Source organism: Streptomyces sp. NBC_01092 (genome assembly GCF_045039535.1).
Taxonomy (GTDB): Bacteria; Actinomycetota; Actinomycetes; order Streptomycetales; family Streptomycetaceae; genus Streptomyces.
The window spans coordinates 6480115-6498810 of the sequence record NZ_CP108659.1; the positions used below are offsets into that span (position 1 = coordinate 6480115).

The 18696-nt window shown below is 71.6% G+C and carries 12 protein-coding genes; 9 read left to right on the forward strand and 3 right to left on the reverse strand.

What is annotated here, in order from left to right; translation table 11 throughout:
• Positions 1 to 14 precede the first annotated feature (14 nt).
• The 7 genes from OG254_RS29705 to OG254_RS29735 all read left to right on the forward strand — a co-directional run bounded on the left by OG254_RS29705 (position 15) and on the right by OG254_RS29735 (position 13216).
• On the forward strand, positions 15 to 2834 hold the full coding sequence (locus OG254_RS29705; RefSeq protein ID WP_405587564.1) for a protein kinase: 2820 nt from the start codon (positions 15 to 17) through the stop codon (positions 2832 to 2834).
• Between the two features lie 152 nt (positions 2835 to 2986).
• Positions 2987 to 4705 (forward strand): protein kinase domain-containing protein, encoded by a 1719-nt coding sequence (locus OG254_RS29710; protein WP_405587567.1) that lies wholly within the window; start codon positions 2987 to 2989, stop codon positions 4703 to 4705.
• 130 nt (positions 4706 to 4835) lie between these two features.
• Entirely contained in the window at positions 4836 to 6011 is a 1176-nt protein-coding gene (locus OG254_RS29715; protein ID WP_405587570.1) for a serine/threonine-protein kinase, read from the forward strand.
• 92 nt (positions 6012 to 6103) lie between these two features.
• Positions 6104 to 7795: a serine/threonine-protein kinase gene (locus tag OG254_RS29720; RefSeq protein WP_405587573.1), complete on the forward strand. Its 1692-nt coding sequence runs from the start codon at positions 6104 to 6106 to the stop codon at positions 7793 to 7795.
• A 38-nt stretch (positions 7796 to 7833) separates the two neighbouring features.
• A complete protein-coding gene (locus OG254_RS29725) occupies positions 7834 to 9585 on the forward strand; it encodes a protein kinase domain-containing protein (RefSeq protein WP_405587576.1) in 1752 nt (583 codons plus the stop codon).
• Positions 9586 to 9721: 136 nt separating this feature from the next.
• Positions 9722 to 11335, forward strand: a complete 1614-nt coding sequence (locus tag OG254_RS29730; RefSeq protein WP_405587578.1) for a succinic semialdehyde dehydrogenase — start codon at positions 9722 to 9724, stop codon at positions 11333 to 11335.
• A gap of 48 nt (positions 11336 to 11383) precedes the next feature.
• Positions 11384 to 13216: a GMC family oxidoreductase N-terminal domain-containing protein gene (locus OG254_RS29735; protein WP_405587581.1), complete on the forward strand. Its 1833-nt coding sequence runs from the start codon at positions 11384 to 11386 to the stop codon at positions 13214 to 13216.
• A 111-nt stretch (positions 13217 to 13327) separates the two neighbouring features.
• Here the strand turns inward: OG254_RS29735 and OG254_RS29740 are convergent, their stop codons facing one another.
• Positions 13328 to 14329, reverse strand: coding sequence for an LAETG motif-containing sortase-dependent surface protein (locus OG254_RS29740; protein WP_405587584.1), 1002 nt, complete (start codon positions 14327 to 14329; stop codon positions 13328 to 13330).
• A gap of 716 nt (positions 14330 to 15045) precedes the next feature.
• Positions 15046 to 15327 (reverse strand): chorismate mutase, encoded by a 282-nt coding sequence (locus tag OG254_RS29745; RefSeq protein ID WP_148000660.1) that lies wholly within the window; start codon positions 15325 to 15327, stop codon positions 15046 to 15048.
• Positions 15328 to 15665: 338 nt separating this feature from the next.
• Here OG254_RS29745 and guaA point away from each other — a divergent pair, with 338 nt between their 5' ends.
• Entirely contained in the window at positions 15666 to 17243 is a 1578-nt protein-coding gene (gene guaA / locus OG254_RS29750; protein WP_405587587.1) for a glutamine-hydrolyzing GMP synthase, read from the forward strand.
• 22 nt (positions 17244 to 17265) lie between these two features.
• Here guaA and OG254_RS29755 read toward each other — a convergent pair whose 3' ends face one another.
• Positions 17266 to 17739: a pyridoxamine 5'-phosphate oxidase family protein gene (locus tag OG254_RS29755; protein WP_405587590.1), complete on the reverse strand. Its 474-nt coding sequence runs from the start codon at positions 17737 to 17739 to the stop codon at positions 17266 to 17268.
• Between the two features lie 142 nt (positions 17740 to 17881).
• Between OG254_RS29755 and OG254_RS29760 the strand changes: the two genes are divergently transcribed.
• Positions 17882 to 18688, forward strand: a complete 807-nt coding sequence (locus tag OG254_RS29760; protein ID WP_351196151.1) for a class II aldolase/adducin family protein — start codon at positions 17882 to 17884, stop codon at positions 18686 to 18688.
• Positions 18689 to 18696 lie beyond the last annotated feature (8 nt).

Sequence of the window (18696 nt, forward strand, 5' to 3'; positions counted from 1 at the left end):
GGGGGAGGCGCAACGTGGACGACTACGCGGGTCGGGTGCTCGCCGACCGCTACCGCCTGCCGCTGCCGCCCTCCGACGAGTACGAACTCACCGAGACCCGGGCCTTCGACACCTACAGCGGGCAGGAAGTCCTGGTCCGGCAGGTGCCGTTGCCGGAGGTCGTCGAGGCGGAGGTGCTCGACGCCGAGGGGCTGCCCGACGGTTTCACCGCGCGGGACGAGCGCGGGGCGGGGCGCCGGACGTCGGCGCGTTCGAGCACCCGCCGTCCCAGTGACCCCGCCGTGCGACGGGCGGTCGAGGCGGCGCAGGCCGCGGCGCGGATCCCCGACCATCCGCGGCTGGACCAGGTCTTCGACGTGTTCGCCGAGGGCGGCTCGTTGTGGATAGTGAGCGAGTTCGTGGCCGCGCGCCCGCTGGCCGCGCTGCTCGCCGAGCAGCCCTTGACGCCGTACCGGGCGGCCGAGGTCGCCTCCGACGTCCTCATGGCGCTGCGGGTGCTGCACGCGCATGGCTGGGTCCACCGGAACATCACCGCCCGCACGGTGCTCGTCTGCGACGACGGCCGGGTCATGCTGACCGGGCTCGCGGTCGGGGCCGCGGAAGAGGCGCTGTGCGGGTACGACCCGGTGCCGGCCGAGGACGGTGACGGGGGCGGTGGGCTCGCGACGTTCGGCGGTGGGCCGTCGACTCCGAGTGGCGGCTTCGGTGGCGGGACGACTCCGGATGGCGGCCCCGGTGGCACGGGGGGCCTCGGAGCTCCCGGACAGCTTGTGGGTGGCTCTGGGGCGGCCGGTGGCCCCGGCGACGGTGGTACGGATCCCGAGGCTGCTCGGCGCGCCGCCATAGAGGCACGAGCAGCAGGTGGGCTGCCGGTGCCCGCGGCCGACGCCGGCCATGGCGCAGGGGCACCGGGAGCGGCATCACGCGGTGCTCTGGAGACCGGCGGGGACATCAGGGCCGCGCGGGCCGGGGCGATCGCCGCGTATCGGGCGGGCGCCCGTGCAGCGGCCCGGGTGCAGGAAGGCGGGCAGAACGGACGTGTCGCGCTGCCCGGTGCCCGTCCAGCGCCCGAAGGCGGCCCCGCGCCCCACGCCAACGGCGCGGCGCCACAGCCGTACGTCGGCGACGGCGCCACGACTCCCTCGGGGCAGATCGCCGACCCGTACGGCGTGCAGACCACGCCCTGGCCGGGTGCCGCGCCTCGCGGCGGGGCCGCCGGCACGCCGACGGAGGCGGGCCGCGACCGTGCGGCACTGCCCCCGGCGGGCCCAGGCGTCCAGCCCGGCCTCGGCCCACCGCCCGGCACCGCCCCATCTGCATACGGCACCGCCGTGCCCCCGTCCGGCACCGCCGCGGCGCCTCCCGGCACCCCCGCACCCGCTCACGGCACCGCCGTCCCCCCTCCCGGCGTCGGCCGTTTCCCGACGCAAGGCACCCCCGCCCCCGGCGCTCCCTCCTCAGCGGGCGCCCCCTCCACCGGCACCCCCACCACCGGCGCCCCCACCACCAACTCCCCCCACCCGCCGACCCGCTGGAACGACCTCGCGAAAGGCGTCCCCGCTCACCGAGGCCCCACCACCGCGCTTGCCGCGGAGCGGGCCCGGCAGGCGCGGATGGCCGTGGTCGGGCCCGTGACCGAGCGGTGGGCGCCGGAGCAGGCCGGGCCCGTGCACGAGAACTGGCGGCTGGCCGCGCCGATCGGCCCCTCGACCGACCTGTGGGCGCTGGGGGCGCTGCTCTTCCGGGCCGTGCAGGGGCACGCGCCGTATCCGGAGGAGTCGACGGCCGAGCTGGTGCAGATGGTGTGCGCGGAGCCGCCCGCCTTCGCCGAGGAATGCGGGCCGCTCAGGCCGGTCGTGGAGTCGCTGCTCCGTCAGGACCCCACCGAGCGCCTCGACTACGAGGAACTGAGCGGCTGGCTGCGCTCGCTGGTCCGCTCCGCGCCCGAGCCGGAGGCCGGTGCGCATGTCGTCGCCGCCCCGCCCGTCGACCCGAACCGGCTGCCGATCGTGCGGCGCCGGGGCGAGCTGGTGCGCCGGCGCCGGGCCGGGCTGCCCGCGCATCACGGGCGGCACAAGCGGGCCAAGCAGGAGTCGTCTTCGCCGCGCAGGCTGGGGCGTACGTTGCTGCTGCTGGTCCTGCTCGGCATGGCCGCGGCGATCGCGTACGCCATGCTGTTCATGCCGAAGACCGGTGAGGGCAACGCCGGTACGGCGGGCGGGGATCGCACCGGCGCCGCCGGCCAGGCCGGTGACGCGGACACCGACCAGTCCCCCGAGGCGAGCAGCGAGCCGCGGCCCGACCAGACCTCCCCGGAGTCCGGCAACGGCCCTTCGGAGTCGGCAGGTTCCACCGAGACGCAGAGCAACGACCCCGAGGTCCCCGACGGCTTCACGCTGCGCAAGGACGACGCCGGTTTCCAGGTCGCCGTGGCCAACGGATGGGACCGCACGCCGAAGAACGGGCGCGGGCAAGTCGTGTACTCCCACGGCGACTTCGACCTCTTCGTCGTACCGGGCCGGGACACCACGGACCAGTACGGCAGCGACCCGATGGTCTACCAGCGGGAGCACGAGCGGGAGTTGCAGCCCTACCGCGACTCCAGCTGGGCGTCCTCCGGCGGGCTGAAGACCATTCAGGTCGGCGAGCGGACCATGGCCGAGGGGCAGTTCACCTGGACCGACGGCGAGGGGCGGGAGCTGTTCGTGCGCAATCTCGCGATCCTGATCGACGGGCGGTACCACGTGGTGCAGGTGCGCGGGCCCGAGGCCGAGCGGGACGAGGTGACGCGGCTGTTCGAGCAGGCGTCGGCGACCTACCAGGTCACCGGATGATTGCGCCCGCGGACCCTGCGTGATGGTTGCTTCCCGATGGCGAATGCGACAACCATCACAGTGCGGTCTCCATGGCACCCCCGTGGTTCCGGTCGCGTCGGCCGGTCCTTAACCTGACCCTGTCAAGAACATTGCGGGGCAACGTGAATCAGATGCAGGGCCAGCTCGTTTCGGGGCGCTACCGGCTCGCCGACGCGATCGGCAGCGGCGGCATGGGGCGTGTCTGGCGTGCGCACGATGAGGTGCTGCATCGGGCCGTGGCAATCAAGGAGTTGACCGCCGCGCTCTACGTCTCCGAGAGCGACCAGGAGCGGCTGCTCGCCCGTACGCGGGCCGAGGCGCGGGCCGCCGCGCGCATCAACCACTCGGCGGTCGTCACCGTGCACGACGTGCTGGAGCACGACGGCCGGCCGTGGATCGTGATGGAGCTGGTCGAGGGGCACTCGCTGGCCGACGCGGTCAAGGAGCGCGGGCGCGTCGAACCGGCCGAGGCCGCCCGGATCGGCCTCTGGGTGCTGCGGGCGCTTCGCGCCGCGCACACCGCCGGGGTCCTGCACCGCGACGTCAAGCCCGGCAACGTCCTGCTGTCCGAGGACCGCCGCGTCCTGCTGACCGACTTCGGCATCGCCCAGATCGAGGGCGACTCGACCATCACCCGCACCGGAGAGGTCGTCGGCTCGGTCGACTACCTCGCCCCCGAGCGGGTCCGCGGCCACGACCCGGGCCCCGCCTCCGACCTGTGGGCGCTCGGCGCGACGCTGTACACGGCCGTGGAGGGCCGCTCGCCCTTCCGCCGCACCTCGCCACTGGGCACCATGCAGGCGGTCGTCGAGGAAGAGGCCACCGAGCCGCAGCACGCCGGCCCGCTCGCGCCCGTCATCACCGCCCTGCTGCGCAAGGATCCGGCCACCCGGCCCGACGCGGCCGAGGCGGAGCAGATGCTGGCCGAGGCGGCGGAGGGACGGCGGCCGAGCGCGGCGCAGGTGTATGTGCCGACGCAGCACAACCGTTACGAGCCGGAGGCGCACACCGGGCCCTCGCAGGCGGGCCCCGCGCACCCCGGAACGGCCGCACGCACCGGCGCGGAGACACCGGCGGGCAACACGCCGTACCCGTCGGCGAGCAACACCCCCTACGGCTCGGCGAGCAGCACCCCGTACCCGCCGGTGACCGGCACCCCGTATCCGCCCACCCGCACGGGCGCCGCACCGACGCGCAAGCGCCGTCGGCTGCGCACGCTGGCGCTCGTCGTCGCGCTCGCCGCGATCATCGGCGGCGGCACCGCGGTGGTGCTCCAGAAGTGGGGGCCGCAGAGCGGCACGTCCGGCTCCGCCTCGACCGGGCCCTCCGACTCGCCGGGCCCGTCGCAGGACCCGGGCGCGCAGGGCGGCGTACCGGCCTCCTGGAAGCGCTACGACGACCCCCTGGGGTTCAGCCTGTACCTGCCCGAGGGCTGGGAGCGGGAGGTGGTCGGCAAGGAGGTCGACGGCCTCCAGCAGGTCGACTACTCGCCGGACGGCGGTGACCACTTCGTCCGTATCGCCGTCGACACCTCGCCCCAATTCGCGAACTCCTACGACCATCTGCGCGACCTGGACGACCTGTTGGGGCGGAAGCTGGTCGACTACGAGGCGGTGTACCTGAAGCAGAACCTGTACCGCGACCGCCAGGGCTCCCTGTGGGAGTACACGTGGACCGCGCTGGCCAAGGACACGCCGTTCCCCGGGCCGCGCCGCGCCATCGACCAGGCGTACATCGACCGGGACGGCACGGAGTACGCGATCTACATGTCCACGCCGATCGCCGACTGGACGACCATGCGCAAGCAGTACACGTCGGTGCTCCAGGGGTGGCAGGCGAGCGGGTCTTGAGGCGTCCGATCGCCGGGCGGTCCCGTGGGATTCCTGACCGGCGGGCGGCTTTTGAAGTCGTTTGCTCCTTTGCATAGTTGGCCGATCGGCACCCCGGAGTCGATCCGTCCGGTGCGGCATGATGGGGCGCATGGGGACCGAGGGGGCCAACTTCCGTGTGATCGCGGGGCGTTACCGCCTCGAGACGAGGCTCGGTCGCGGCGGCATGGGCGTCGTATGGCGGGCGACCGATCAGTTGCTCGGGCGCAGGGTGGCCGTCAAGGAGCTCCCCCGCGACGAGACGCTCTCCGCGGCCGAGGCCCGGCACCAGCGGGAACGGACGTTGCGTGAGGCCCAGGCGGTGGCGCAGCTCAGCCATCCCCATGTGATCGTCGTCCATGATGTCGTCGAGGCGGACGAACGCCCCTACATCGTCATGGAGTTGATCGACGGAGACTCTCTCGCCGACCGGATCGCCGCGCGCGGGCCCGTCGACGCACGCGAGGCCGCCCGGATCGGCGCCGACCTGCTGAGCGCGCTGCGCACGGCACACGCGGCCGGGGTGCTGCACCGGGACATCAAACCGGCCAATGTGCTCATCGAGAACGGCAGCGATCGCGTCGTCCTCACCGACTTCGGCATCGCCCAGGTGCCGGGCGCCTCCACGCTCACCGAGTCCGGGTCCTTCGTCGGCTCGCCCGAGTACACCGCGCCCGAGCGGATGTCCGGTGCCGGGACCGGCCCCGCGTCCGACCTGTGGTCGGTGGGCGCGCTGCTGTGTGCGGCGCTGAGCGGTGAGTCGCCGTTCCGGCGCGACTCGTTGAGCGGCGTGGTGCTCGCCGTGGTGTCCGACGAGATACGTCCGCCCGCGCAGGCGGCGCCGATCCTGCCCGTCGTACAGGGGCTGCTGGATCGGGATCCGGGGCTGCGGCTCGACGCCCTGGAGGCGGAGCGGCTGCTGCGGGAGTTTCTGGAGACGGGGCTCGCCCTCGTGCCGAAACGGTTCGGCAGGGCGGAGCGCACCTACTCGCCCCGCAGCGTGCTGGCCACCGTCGTGCTGGTCGCCGCCATGGCGGTGGCGGGGGTGTCGGCGGCGGCGCTGCTGGTGAACGGGGGCGGGGACGGGGGCGTCGTGCCGACCAGTTCGGCACCGGAGACCTCGGAGAAGCCGTCCCCGACGGCGAGTTCCGCCGACCCCTCCACTAAGTCCCCGTCGCCGAGCCCGTCAACCAAGTCTCCGTCGCCGAGCCCATCCACCACGTCTCCCTCACCCACCACGTCTCCCTCATCGGCCACTCCGGGCCTCTCTCCCACCAACTCCGAATAAAGGGGAGATAAGTAGCGACCTGAGTCACGGCTCTGTGACTGGAAAGCATTCCCGCTGGATACCTGGGCGCCCGCCGCGATACGAATGGAGCCATGAGCAGCAACGGGGGAGTCCCTTATCGGTCCGACGAGCCGACGAGTTTCGAACTGCAACCACCGCAGCCGAACTTGTCGGCGCCGGCGCCACACCCGGACAATCCGTACGCGGCGCCAGCTCCGACCGCACCGCAGCAGGCCGCACCCGCGCCCGCCGGGCCCGCGCACCCCGCCGCGCCCGCTCAGTCGCCCGCCCCGGGCCCCGGCACCGGGCGGCTGATCGCCGGCCGCTACCGGCTGCTCGCCAAGCTCGGGCACGGCGGCATGGGCACGGTGTGGCGGGCCAAGGACGAGACGGTGGACCGCGAGGTCGCCGTCAAGGAGCCCCGCGTTCCGGATCACCTTCCCGAACGGGAACGCGCCAACGCCTACGAGCGGATGCGCCGCGAGGCACGCGCCGCGGCCCGGCTCGACCACCCGGCCGTCGTGAACGTCCATGACGTCGCCGTCGTGGACGGCCGGCCGTGGATCGTGATGGAGCTGGTGCAGGGCCGTTCGCTGGGCGACGCGTTGCAGGAGGGCACGCTCGGTGCCCGGGACGCGGCGAGAATCGGCCTCGAAGTGCTCGGCGCGCTGGAGGCCGCGCACGCGGCGGGCATCCTGCACCGCGACGTGAAGCCGGACAACGTCATGCTCGGCCGCCACGACCGCGTCGTCCTCACCGACTTCGGCATCGCCCAGATCGAGGGCGAGACCAATCTGACCGACACGGGCGGGTTCGTCGGCTCGCCCGAGTACATCGCGCCGGAGCGGGTGCTGGGCCAGCGCCCGGGCCCGGCCAGCGACCTGTGGTCCCTGGGCGTCGTCCTGTACGCGGCGACGGAGGGCGTCTCGCCGTTCCGTCGCAGCAACACCCCGGCGACCCTCCAGTCCGTGCTCAACGCCGTGCCCGCGGCGCCGGCCTCCGCGAAGGGCCCGCTCGCCGACGCCATCAACGGCCTCCTCCAGAAGGACCCGGCACGCCGCCCCAACGCCGCGCAGACGCGTGCGCTGCTGGAACAGGCGGCCAACCCGCCGGTGCAGGCTGCCACGCAGGTCGTGCGCATACCCGAGGGCGTCAAGGCCGGCATACGGCTGGGGCCCAAGGCGCTGCTCGGGATCGGGGCGGCGGTCGTCGCCGGTGCGGTGGCGGCGTATCTGGTGATCGCCGACCCGTTCGCGGGGCCGTTGCCGGACGGCTGGCAGACGCGCCAGGAGAAGGAACTCGCCGCGAAGCTGGCGGTGCCCGACGGCTACAAGCGGAGCGTGCCCGAGGACACGGACGACGGGCACTGGGTCACGTACACCGACGCGAGCGGGGCCATCTGGATCGGCCTGAAGCTCGACAAGAAGGCCGAGGACACGAGCGACAACATCGCCGGCTCCGCGGGCGCCGAGATGTACGACGACGACAAGGGATTCAAGCAGAGCGGCGACTACGACGTCAGCATGGCCGCGGGCGCCGCGAAGACCAAGCCCGAGGACGGGGCCACCTACCAGGGCAAGCCGGCTGCTGAGAACACCGTCACCTACGACACCAACGACACCCAGAACCCCCGCCCCCGCGAGCTGCGGATCTTCTACTACAAGACCTCCGCCGGCAACATGTACAAACTCACCATCAGCTACCCCGGCGGCGGCGACTTCCTGAAACGTGGCCAGGAAGTGGCGAGGACGGCCATCGCGAACCTGGACGTCGACAAACTCTGAACTGGCCAACGGCCCGCCCCGCAGGGTAGGCATGGACCATGACCAACGACGGTGGCCGCACCGGACCCAACGGGCGTGTGCTCGGCGGGCGTTACCGCCTGGCCGAGCGCATCGGCTCCGGCGGAATGGGCACCGTCTGGCGGGCGCTCGACGAACTGGTGGACCGCGAAGTCGCCGTCAAGCAGCCGAGGTTGCCCGGCGACCCGGAGGACGCGGCCCATCAGCGGGCCGCGGGCCGGCTCTACCGCGAGGCCCGCGCCGCCGCTCGGGTCGACCATCCGGCCGCCGTCTCCATCCATGACGTCGTCGTGGACGAGGACGGACTGCCCTGGATCGTCATGGAGTTGATCCGCGGCGAGTCCCTCCACGAGGTCCTCAAACGCGGCCCCGTGGAGGCGCCCGAGGCGGCCCGCATCGGCATCGCCGTCCTCGGCGCCCTGCGCGCCGCACACGCCGTCGGCATCGTCCACCGTGACGTCAAGCCCGCCAACGTCCTGCTCGGCGCCCATCGCCGCGTCGTCCTCACCGACTTCGGCATCGCCCACATCCAGGGCGAGGAATCCCTCACCGTGAGCGGCGAGTTCGTCGGCTCTCTGGAGTTCATCGCCCCCGAGCGGATGTCCGGCCGCGGCGCCGGCCCCGCCTCCGACCTGTGGTCGCTGGGCGTGCTGCTGTACGCCGCCGTGGAGGGCTGGTCGCCCTTTCGCCGTACGACACTGGAGTCCACGCTCGCCGCGATCCTCGCCGCCGATCCGCCCGAGCCGAAACAGGCGGGTCCGCTGGGGGCGCTGATCGTGCGCCTGCTGCTGAAGGACCCCGATCGACGGCCCGACGCGGACGAGGTCGGCGCCGCGCTGGAGGCGGTGGCGAAGGGGTGGCCGGTGCCGGAACCCTCCGGGGGTCCGGCGGTGGCGGGGGCACAGGACGCCTCCGGATTACGGGAGTTCGCGGAGGACTCCGGGACGGTACGGCTGAGGGGCGGGGCGGCGTCCGAGCCCCTACCCGAGCCGGCAGCAGGATCCGGCCCCGAGCCGGCCACGGGCCCCACCCCCGAGCCGGCATCAGGATCCAGCCCCGAGCCCGCCACAAGCCCCACCCCCGAACCGGCAACTGCCACCTCGACCGCCACCTCAACCGCCTCCTCGACCGCCGCCCAGAAGCCCCGCCCCCACCGCTCCTGGCTGCTGCGCCCCGTCCCCGTGGCCGTCCTCGGTGTGCTCCTCGTCGCCGGTACCTGGTTCACCACCTCCTCCTTCCTCGTCGACAAGGGCGACGACGTCCGGGAGATGAACCCGACCTACAGCTCGGCACCCCTGGTCCCGGCGACCTCCGCCGGCACCTGGACCGAGCACCGGGAGAAGGACATGGACGCCGTCCTCTTCCTCCCGGCCGAGTACAAGGAGGCCGCGCGCGAGGGCAGCGCCGCCGACCAGCCCCGCCTCGTCGTCTACGACATCGGCCTCGTCCAGGTCCGCCTCACCCGCTGGGACCAGGCACCCCGCCCGCTGCTCAAGCAGGCGCAGTACGCCCACGACACCTGGGACAGCTACAAGCACGACGCGAGCACCCAGGCCACCCGCACCACGTTCAAGGGCTACGACGCCGTCCTGTCCGACACGACCTATGACAAGGACGAGTCCCCGACCCGCGTCATGCAGCTGATCGTCGTCACCGGCGACGACGTCATGTACGAGCTGCGCGTCGACATGCCCAAGGGCACGCCCACCGAGAAGAAGGGCACCGCGGTCTTCAAGGGCGCCCGTGACCGACTTGAGATCGGACGGGACTGACCCGCACCCGATCTTCGTCGGCAACGCCCTGATCAGCTCGTTTGTTGCCAGTGGACACTGGCGGCATGTGAGCACTCGGTGAATCCCCGTTACCGACGGGTACACAAAGCCCCCGCTCCGGCATACTCTGCGCCTCATGACGGACGCGCAGGCCCCGGCCAAGACCGGCACCAACCCCCTCGCCCCCGCCCCGCAGGGCGCCCGTACCGCCGCCGACGTGGTCACGCCGGAGCTGGTGGCCCAGCTCACCAAGGGCGTGGTCGGCTCCGGCCGTACCGCGAACCACACGCCGTTCACCGGCGAGAAGCTGGCCGACCTGCCGGAATCGACGCCCGAGGACGTGGAGAAGGCCTTCGAGGCGGCCCGCAAGGCGCAGGCCGTCTGGGCGCAGGTCCCGGTGCGGCAGCGCGCCGCCGTGCTGCTCCGCTTCCACGACCTGGTGCTCGAACGCCAGGCGGAGGTCCTCGACCTCGTCCAGCTGGAGACCGGCAAGGCCCGGCTGCACGCGCACGAGGAGGTGCTGTCCGTAGCCGTCACGGCCCGCCATTACGGCCGTAAGGCACCCGCCTACCTCGGGCCGAAGCGGCACACGGGTGCCATACCCACGCTCACGAAGGTGACCGAGCTGCGCCACCCGCGCGGCGTCGTCGGCCAGATCGCCCCCTGGAACTACCCCTTGGAGCTGTCCGTCGGCGACGCGCTCCCGGCGTTCGTCGCGGGTAACGCGGTCGTGATGAAGCCCGACACGGAGACCTGCCTCACCGCGCTGTGGGCGCGCGACCTCCTGATCGAGGCCGGACTGCCCGCCGACGTCTTCCAGGTCGTCCTCGGCGAGGGCCCGGTCATCGGCCCCGAGGTCGTCAAGCACGCCGACTACGTCTCCTTCACCGGCTCCACCCGCACCGGCCGCCAGGTCGCGCAGGGCGCCGCCGCCCGGCTGGTCGGCGTCTCCCTCGAACTCGGCGGCAAGAACGCCATGCTGGTCCTTGAGGACGCCGACATCGAGAAGGCCGCCGCCGGCGCCGTCCGCGCCTGCTTCTCCTCCGCCGGCCAACTGTGCATCTCCATCGAGCGGTTGTACGTCCACGAGTCGATCGCCGACGCCTTCGTGGAGCGCTTCGCCGCCCGCACCAAGGCGATGCGGCTCGGCACGTCCCTCGCCTACGGCGCCGACATGGGCTCCCTGGCCGGCGAGCGCCAGCTGGAGACGGTCACCCGGCACGTGGAGGAGGCCGTCGCCAAGGGCGCCAAGCTCGTCGCGGGCGGGTCGGCCCGCCCGGACATCGGCCCGTACTTCTTCGAGCCGACGATCCTGGACGGCGTCGAGCCGGAGATGACCCTCTGCTCCGAGGAGACCTTCGGCCCGGTCGTGTCCATCTACCGCTTCAAGACCGAGGACGAGGCGGTCGAGCACGCCAACTCCACGCCGTACGGCCTCAACTCCTCGGTCTGGACGAAGGACGGCAGCCGTGGCCGCGCCGTCGCCGCCCGCCTGCGCACCGGCACGGTGAACGTCAACGAGGGCTACGCCCCCGCCTACGCCAGCGTCCAGTCGCCCATGGGCGGCATGAAGGATTCCGGACTCGGCCGCCGCCACGGCTCCGAGGGCATCCTCAAGTACACGGAGGCCCAGACGGTCGCCCAGCAGCGGCTGCTGCCGATTGCGCCCTCGCTGGGCATGGACGACGAGAAGTACGCGCAGTTCATGAGCCGGAGCCTGCGCCTGATGAAGGCGTTCCGTTTCCGCTAGGCCCGGTTCCGAGCCCCACCGCACCACCGCTTTCAACGAGGAGAGCACGTGTCACAGGAGAACTCCGCCCCAAAACAGGCCGACGGCTCGGATCACGACGGCTCGGGTCACGACGGATACGACTACGACGTCATCGTCGTCGGGTCCGGCTTCGGCGGTTCCGTCACCGCCCTGCGTCTGACCGAGAAGGGCTACCGCGTCGGCGTCCTGGAGGCGGGCCGCCGCTGGACCCGCGAGAGCCTGCCGAGGAACTCCTGGGACCTGAAGAACTACCTCTGGGCGCCCAAGCTCGGCATGTACGGCATTCAGCGCATCCATCTGCTGGGCAACGTCATGGTGCTGGCCGGAGCCGGCGTCGGCGGCGGCTCGCTCAACTACGCCAACACCCTCTACGTACCGCCGAAGGCCTTCTTCGACGACCCGCAGTGGCGTGGGATCACCGACTGGCAGGACGAGCTGAAGCCGTACTACGACCAGGCCCGGCGCATGCTCGGCGTACGGCTCAACCCGACGATGACCCCGTCCGACGTGCATCTGAAGGCGGCGGCCGAGCGGATGGGCGTCGGCGACAGCTTCCACATGGCGCCGGTCGGCGTGTTCTTCGGGGACGGCGAGGACGCCGAGGGCGAGGCGAAGGTCAAGCCGGGGCAGGAGGTGGCCGACCCGTACTTCGGCGGGGCCGGCCCGGCGCGCAAGGCGTGCACCGAGTGCGGTGAGTGCATGACGGGCTGCCGGCACGGCGCGAAGAACACCCTGAACGAGAACTACCTCTACCTGGCCGAGAAGGCGGGCGCGGTCGTCCACCCCATGACGACGGTCGTCTCGATCACCGACGACTCGCAGGGCGGGTACGCGGTGGCGACGTTGCCGACCGACGGGAAGAAGACGGGCGAGGGCCGGCTGTTCAAGGCCCGCCGGGTGGTGCTGGCGGCCGGTACGTACGGCACCCAGACCCTCCTGCACCGGATGAAGGCCGGCGGCCAACTGCCGTACCTCTCCCCGAAGCTGGGCGAGCTGACCCGTACCAACTCCGAGGCCCTCGTCGGCGCGCAGACCGACAACCGGCGCTACCGCAGGGCCACGGGCGAGGCGAAGGTCGACTTCACGCGCGGAGTCGCCATCACGTCCTCGATCCACCCGGACGACAGCACCCACATCGAGCCGGTCCGCTACGGCAAGGGCTCCAACTCGATGGGCGGCCTGTCGATCCTCCAGGTCCCGTACGCGGAGGGCTCCTCGCGGGTCGCGGCCTGGCTGGCGAACGCGGCCCGCCACCCCCTGCTGGTCCTGCGCTCGCTGTCCAACCGGCGCTGGTCGGAGCGGACCATCATCGGCCTGGTGATGCAGTCGCTGGACAACTCGCTGACGACGTATCTGAAGCCGGACGGCGTCGGCAAGGGCCTGCTGACGGCACGCCAGGGCCACGGCGCCCCCAACCCGAAGCAGATCAGGGCGGCTTCGGAGGCGGCCTCCGCGATCGCCGCCGACATCAACGGCTTCGCCGGCTCCAACGTCGGCGAGCTCATGGGCACCCCGCTCACCGCCCACTTCCTCGGCGGCTGCCCGATCGGCGACTCGCCCGAGACCGGCGTGATCGACCCGTACCACCGTCTGTACGGCCACCCGGGCATCTCGGTCGTCGACGGGGCGGCGGTCTCGGCCAACCTGGGGGTGAACCCGTCCCTGACGATCACCGCGCAGGCCGAGCGGGCGATGTCCTACTGGCCCAATATCGGCGAGGCCGATCAGCGCCCGGCGCAGGGAGCGGCGTACGAACGCCTCAACGCGGTCGAGCCGAAGTCCCCGGCGGTCCCGGCGGAGGCGTTCGGCGCGCTGAAGCTGCCGTTCCTGGGGATGCCGGCGGTACCGCCGAAGAAGTAGGCCGCGCTTTCGAACGACCGACGTCGACTTCGAACGACGAACAGAGAAGGACCTGCACCCCCCTCCGAGCGCAGGTCCTTCTCTGTTTCTTGCGTGCAGCTCTGCTGAGGCTTACGCCTCCGCGCCCACCTTGCGGCGCTTCATCGCGAACACGACGCCGGCACCGGCGACGATGGCGATGCCACCGATGGTGCCGATCACCGGAAGGTTGGAGCTGGACCCGGTCTCGGCCAGGTTGCCGGTGACCTCAGGCGTGTTGCTGCTCGGCTCCTTGTCCGTGACGGGGGCCTTGCCGCCTTCCTGCGGCTCGGTGCCGTCCGTGTCCGTGCCCGCGGCCACGATCTGGAACTTGTACGCGACCTCGCCGAAGCCGACGCACTCGTCGTCGGCGTCCCCGTAGATGGTCGCGCCGAGGGTGAAGCCGGCGCCGGCCGGGGCGCTGGACTTCACGTTGATCCGCATCGGGATGTTGACCTCGTAGTCGGGCTTGAGCGCGTCGGTGTAGCCGACGTACCCGACCGCGTAGCCCTCCTCGTCGAGGGTCACCCAGACCTTGCCCTCAGGGTCCCAGGCCTGCAGCTCGACCTGCTTGCTCCGGAACAGCTCCATGCCGTCCGCGTCGGGGGAGGCCCCGGCGAAGAAGTCGAGGTCCTCCAGCGTGGAGTCGGAGCTGTTGAGGACGTTCAGCGAGAACTTGTGCCAGCCGCTGCCTGCGGCGATCTTGCCGGGCAGGCCGGTGTAGCTGACGTCGACCTTGGAGTCCTCGCACGCCGACACCTCGGGGTCCGGGGTCTCCGACTCCTCCGGAGCGGTGGTGCTCTCCTCGGGGGCGGGGGTGCTCTCGCTCGTCTCCGGAGCGGGAGTGCTCTCCTCGGCGGCGGGGGTGCTCTCTTCGGCGGCGGGGGTCGACTCCTCGGCGGCGGGGGTGCTCTCCTCGGCGGCCGGGGTCGACTCCTCGGCCGCAGGCGTGCTCTCCTCGGCGGCCGGCGTGCTCTCCGACACCGTCGGCGTCGGGGTCTCGTCCGTGGCGAACGCGACCGGCGCGGACAGCAGCGCGATCGGCGCTATGACAGCCGTCGCGGCCGCAGCGGCCATGGCACGGCGAAGCTTCATGAAGACCTCGGAAAGTCCGGCGTGCCACGGCATCGCAGCACGCGCATATAGGGAGGCCTCCGCGTGTGGGGCGCGGGTGTGGCCCTAGTTGTGCAGCGTTGGATAGGTGACGCCGGTGAATGGTTGTGCGTTCACTAACGAATTCTTTATGTGTCCTGCGTCACATGCGCGGACGAGCGCGAGACGGTCCTGAGGAGGACATGAGGAGGACATGAGAAGGGCCCCGCAGGGCGGGGCCGCGGGGCCCTTCTTTCGTCAGCACCGACGTCAGGGCAGCGTCGGTGCTTCGGGAGCGGCGCCGGGGGGTGCGCCGCTGGTCCTTGGTCTCGACCTCTGGCAGTGCGGCAACGCACAGCCGGACGAGCGAAATGCGGTTGTCCACGGAGGGGCTGGGAGCCTGCTTCGCATCGTGCTGGACGGGCGCGGTCATCGCAAGCGTTCGACCCGGCCCCGTACTCCTTCTCGCCCTCTCCGCCGATCGGCCCCGGGCGTCCCCGGAGCCGACCGTTCTCTTCAGTGACCGGGCTGCTGTCCCCTGCCGTCCGGTCACTTTCCTGGAGCGAGGTCCCACGGCACACGGTGTGATCCGTGCACCTCATCGCCCCAGCGAGCCACGCGTGGTTCTATCGGGCCCGCCCCTGGCTGGCACGGACACCGGTACCAACGAAGGGGTGCGGGAGGCGTCACGCGCCGGACGGGTGAGAGGGCGGCCGAACTCAGATGCGACCGCGGCACAGTTCGAGCAGCGTCATGGCGAGGGCCGTGCCCGGCTTGCCCAGCGCGTCCCTGTAGTGGCCGAGGACCTCCATCTCCCGGGAGAGGTTCACGCGCCGCCCGCCGGAGCCGATCCGCGCCTCCTGGATCACGGCTGAGACGGCCATCCGTTCCTGGATCAGGCCGATGATCCGGTCGTCCAGCGAGTCGATGCGCTCGCGGGCGCCGGTGATCACGTCGGCGGCCTCGGGGGTACGGGCACCGGTCACGTCGGTCGCGGTCATGGGGGTCATGGGGGCTCCTCGTCGGTCTCGTGTTGCGGCGGTGGGTGCCCCGGAGCGACAGGACCCGGAAAACGCCAGACGCCCCGGGCCTTGTCGGCCCGGGGCGCCTGGGAAGTCGCTTGTCAGTTGCTCAAGCAGCACGACCATGGCAGCCGGCGGGCCGGGTGCCATAGGTAAAGAGGAAGGTCGTCTGCGTGAGCATGGGGTCAGTATGCCGCGCGGCGAGCAGGTGTCCAAGCCGGTTCGCATCCTGAGACAGGGCTTGCCCCGAGGGCGGCCCGCCGGATCCCGGTAGACTCGGCCCCACACACACCTCGCTCACCGCCGGAAGGCAACCCGTGTCATCAGCGAACCCCGCCGCCGCCCCCGACACCGTCCTGGTCGTCGACTTCGGTGCGCAGTACGCCCAGCTCATCGCCCGTCGCGTCCGCGAGGCCCGGGTCTACAGCGAGATCGTGCCGAGCACCATGCCGGTCCAGGAGATGCTCGCCAAGAACCCGGCGGCGATCATCCTCTCCGGCGGCCCCTCGTCCGTGTACGAGGAGGGCGCCCCCGGCCTCGACCGCGAGATCTTCGAGGCCGGCGTCCCCGTGTTCGGCATGTGCTACGGCTTCCAGCTGATGGCGCGGTCCCTCGGCGGCACGGTCGACAACACCGGCGCCCGCGAGTACGGCCGTACGGATCTGCACGTGTCGAAGTCGTCCTCCACCCTCTTCGAGGGCACCCCGGCCGAGCAGCATGTGTGGATGTCGCACGGCGACGCCTGCTCCGCCGCCCCCGAGGGCTTCTCCGTCACCGCGTCCACGGACGTCGTCCCGGTCGCCGCCTTCGAGAACGACGACAAGAAGCTCTACGGCGTCCAGTACCACCCCGAGGTCATGCACTCCACGCACGGGCAGCAGGTGCTGGAGCACTTCCTGTACCGGGGTGCGGGCCTGAAGCCGGACTGGACCACCGGCAATGTCATCGAGGAGCAGGTCGCCTCGATCCGCGAGCAGGTCGGCGACAAGCGCGCCATCTGCGGGCTGTCCGGCGGCGTGGACTCCGCCGTCGCCGCCGCCCTCGTGCAGAAGGCCATCGGCTCCCAGCTGACCTGCGTGTACGTCGACCACGGCCTCATGCGCAAGGGCGAGACCGAGCAGGTCGAGAAGGACTTCGTGGCCGCGACCGGCGTACAGCTGAAGGTCGTGGACGCCGAGGAGCGGTTCCTCAAGGCGCTGGCCGGGGTCTCCGACCCCGAGGAGAAGCGGAAGATCATCGGCCGCGAGTTCATCCGGGTCTTCGAGCAGGCGCAGCTGGAGATCCTCCAGGAGGAGGGTCCCGAGGTCGCCTTCCTCGTGCAGGGCACCCTCTACCCGGACATCGTCGAGTCCGGCGGCGGCACCGGCACCGCCAACATCAAGTCCCACCACAACGTGGGCGGCCTCCCCGACGACATCGAGTTCGAGCTCGTCGAGCCGCTGCGCCAGCTGTTCAAGGACGAGGTCCGGATGGTCGGCCAGGAGCTCGGGCTCCCGGACGAGATCGTCCAGCGCCAGCCCTTCCCCGGTCCCGGCCTCGGCATCCGCATCGTCGGCGAGGTGAACAAGGAGCGGCTCGACCTCCTGCGCGAGGCCGACGCCATCGCCCGTGAGGAGCTCACGGCGGCCGGCCTCGACCGGGACATCTGGCAGTGCCCGGTGGTCCTGCTCGCCGACGTCCGCAGCGTGGGTGTGCAGGGCGACGGGCGGACCTACGGCCACCCGATCGTCCTGCGGCCCGTCTCGTCCGAGGACGCGATGACGGCCGACTGGTCGCGGCTGCCGTACGACGTCCTGGCGCGGATCTCGACGCGGATCACGAACGAGGTGCGGGACGTCAACCGTGTCGTCCTCGACGTGACCTCGAAGCCGCCGGGGACGATCGAGTGGGAGTAGGCCCTCCGGGCCTTCATGTGCCCTAGGTGCGCTTGATCGTGCGCAGGGGCCGGCCGGGCTGCCAGATCTGGACGACGAGGTACTTGTCGTCCTCGATGTAGGTCCTCACGACCTCGGTGAGCTCGGTGCGGAAGAGGTGGAACGGCTCCGGCGGTTCCACCTCTTCGCCGTATGCGGCCTTCTGCCGCGGGTCCTCGACCTCGATCGCCCGCCCGGCGATCCGCACGTCGCCGCCGCCCATCGACTGGCCCTCCCCGGGGTTCGCCTGGAGCGCGAAGCGCGGGTCGCGGCGCAGGTCGAGGGCCTTGAGCGAGTCCGGCATCATGCCGAGCCACAGCTCGCCGTTCAGGAAGCGGACCTCCAGGCCGGTGGTGCGGGGGGAGCCGTCCTTGCGGAGGGTGGCGAGGGTGTGGTGGGTGAAGGCGCCGAAGCGTTCCTCGGCGGTGCGGGCGAGGTCGGGTTCCGCCTCCGTGAAAGCTGCCCAGTTCACTGTCATACGGCCAGTCTGGCCCTCATACCCGACATCTTCTGTCCGGTTTCCGCTGTCCGGGTAGCGGGATCTTTACAGAACAGCTCTGTTCTCCTGCGCTGACCGACGGTAACTTCCGCCCCGTAAGCAACCCAGTGCGGGAGGACATATGCACGGGACGCCCCTCGGGCCCACTCCGCCCTCGCCGCTGCCGACCGACCAGCTGCGGTTCGCCATGCCGCCGATGCACGAGTCGCTGGACGACGAGCGCCGGCATCGAAAGGAGCGGCTCGCGGGCGCGTTGCGGATCTTCGGGAGGCTCGGGTTCGAGGACGGGGTCTCCGGGCACATCACCGCGCGCGATCCCGAGCTCAGCGACTGTTTCTGGGTCAACCCGTTCGGGATGCCGTTCAAGCACGTCACCGTGAGCGATCTGGTCCTCGCCAACTCCGAGGGCCAGGTGATCGAGGGCCGCTATCACGTCAACCAGGCGGCGTTCACCGTGCACTCCCAGGTCCACGCCGCCCGCCCGGACGTCGTCGCGGTCGCCCACTGCCACTCGGTGCACGGGCGTGCGCTCGCGGCGCTGGGGGAGCTGCTCGACCCGATCACCCAGGAGAGCTGCGCCTTCTACGAGGACCATGCCCTCTACGACGCCTACTCCGGCGTCGCCGTCGACACCCTGGAGGGCCGCCGGATCGCCTCCGCGCTCGGCTCCCACAAGGCCCTCGTCCTGCGCAACCACGGGCTGCTCACCGTCGGCGACTCGGTGGACGCGGCGGCCTGGTGGTTCCTGTCCATGGAACGCTCCTCCCAGGTGCAGCTGACCGCCAGGGCGGCGGGCCGTCCGGTGCTGATCGAACACCGGCAGGCCGTCGCGACGCGGGAGCAGCTGGGTGGGGATCTGGTGGCGTGGATCAACTATCAGCCGTTGTGGCAGGACGTCAGCCGCAGTGAACCGGATCTGTTGAGCTGACCGACACC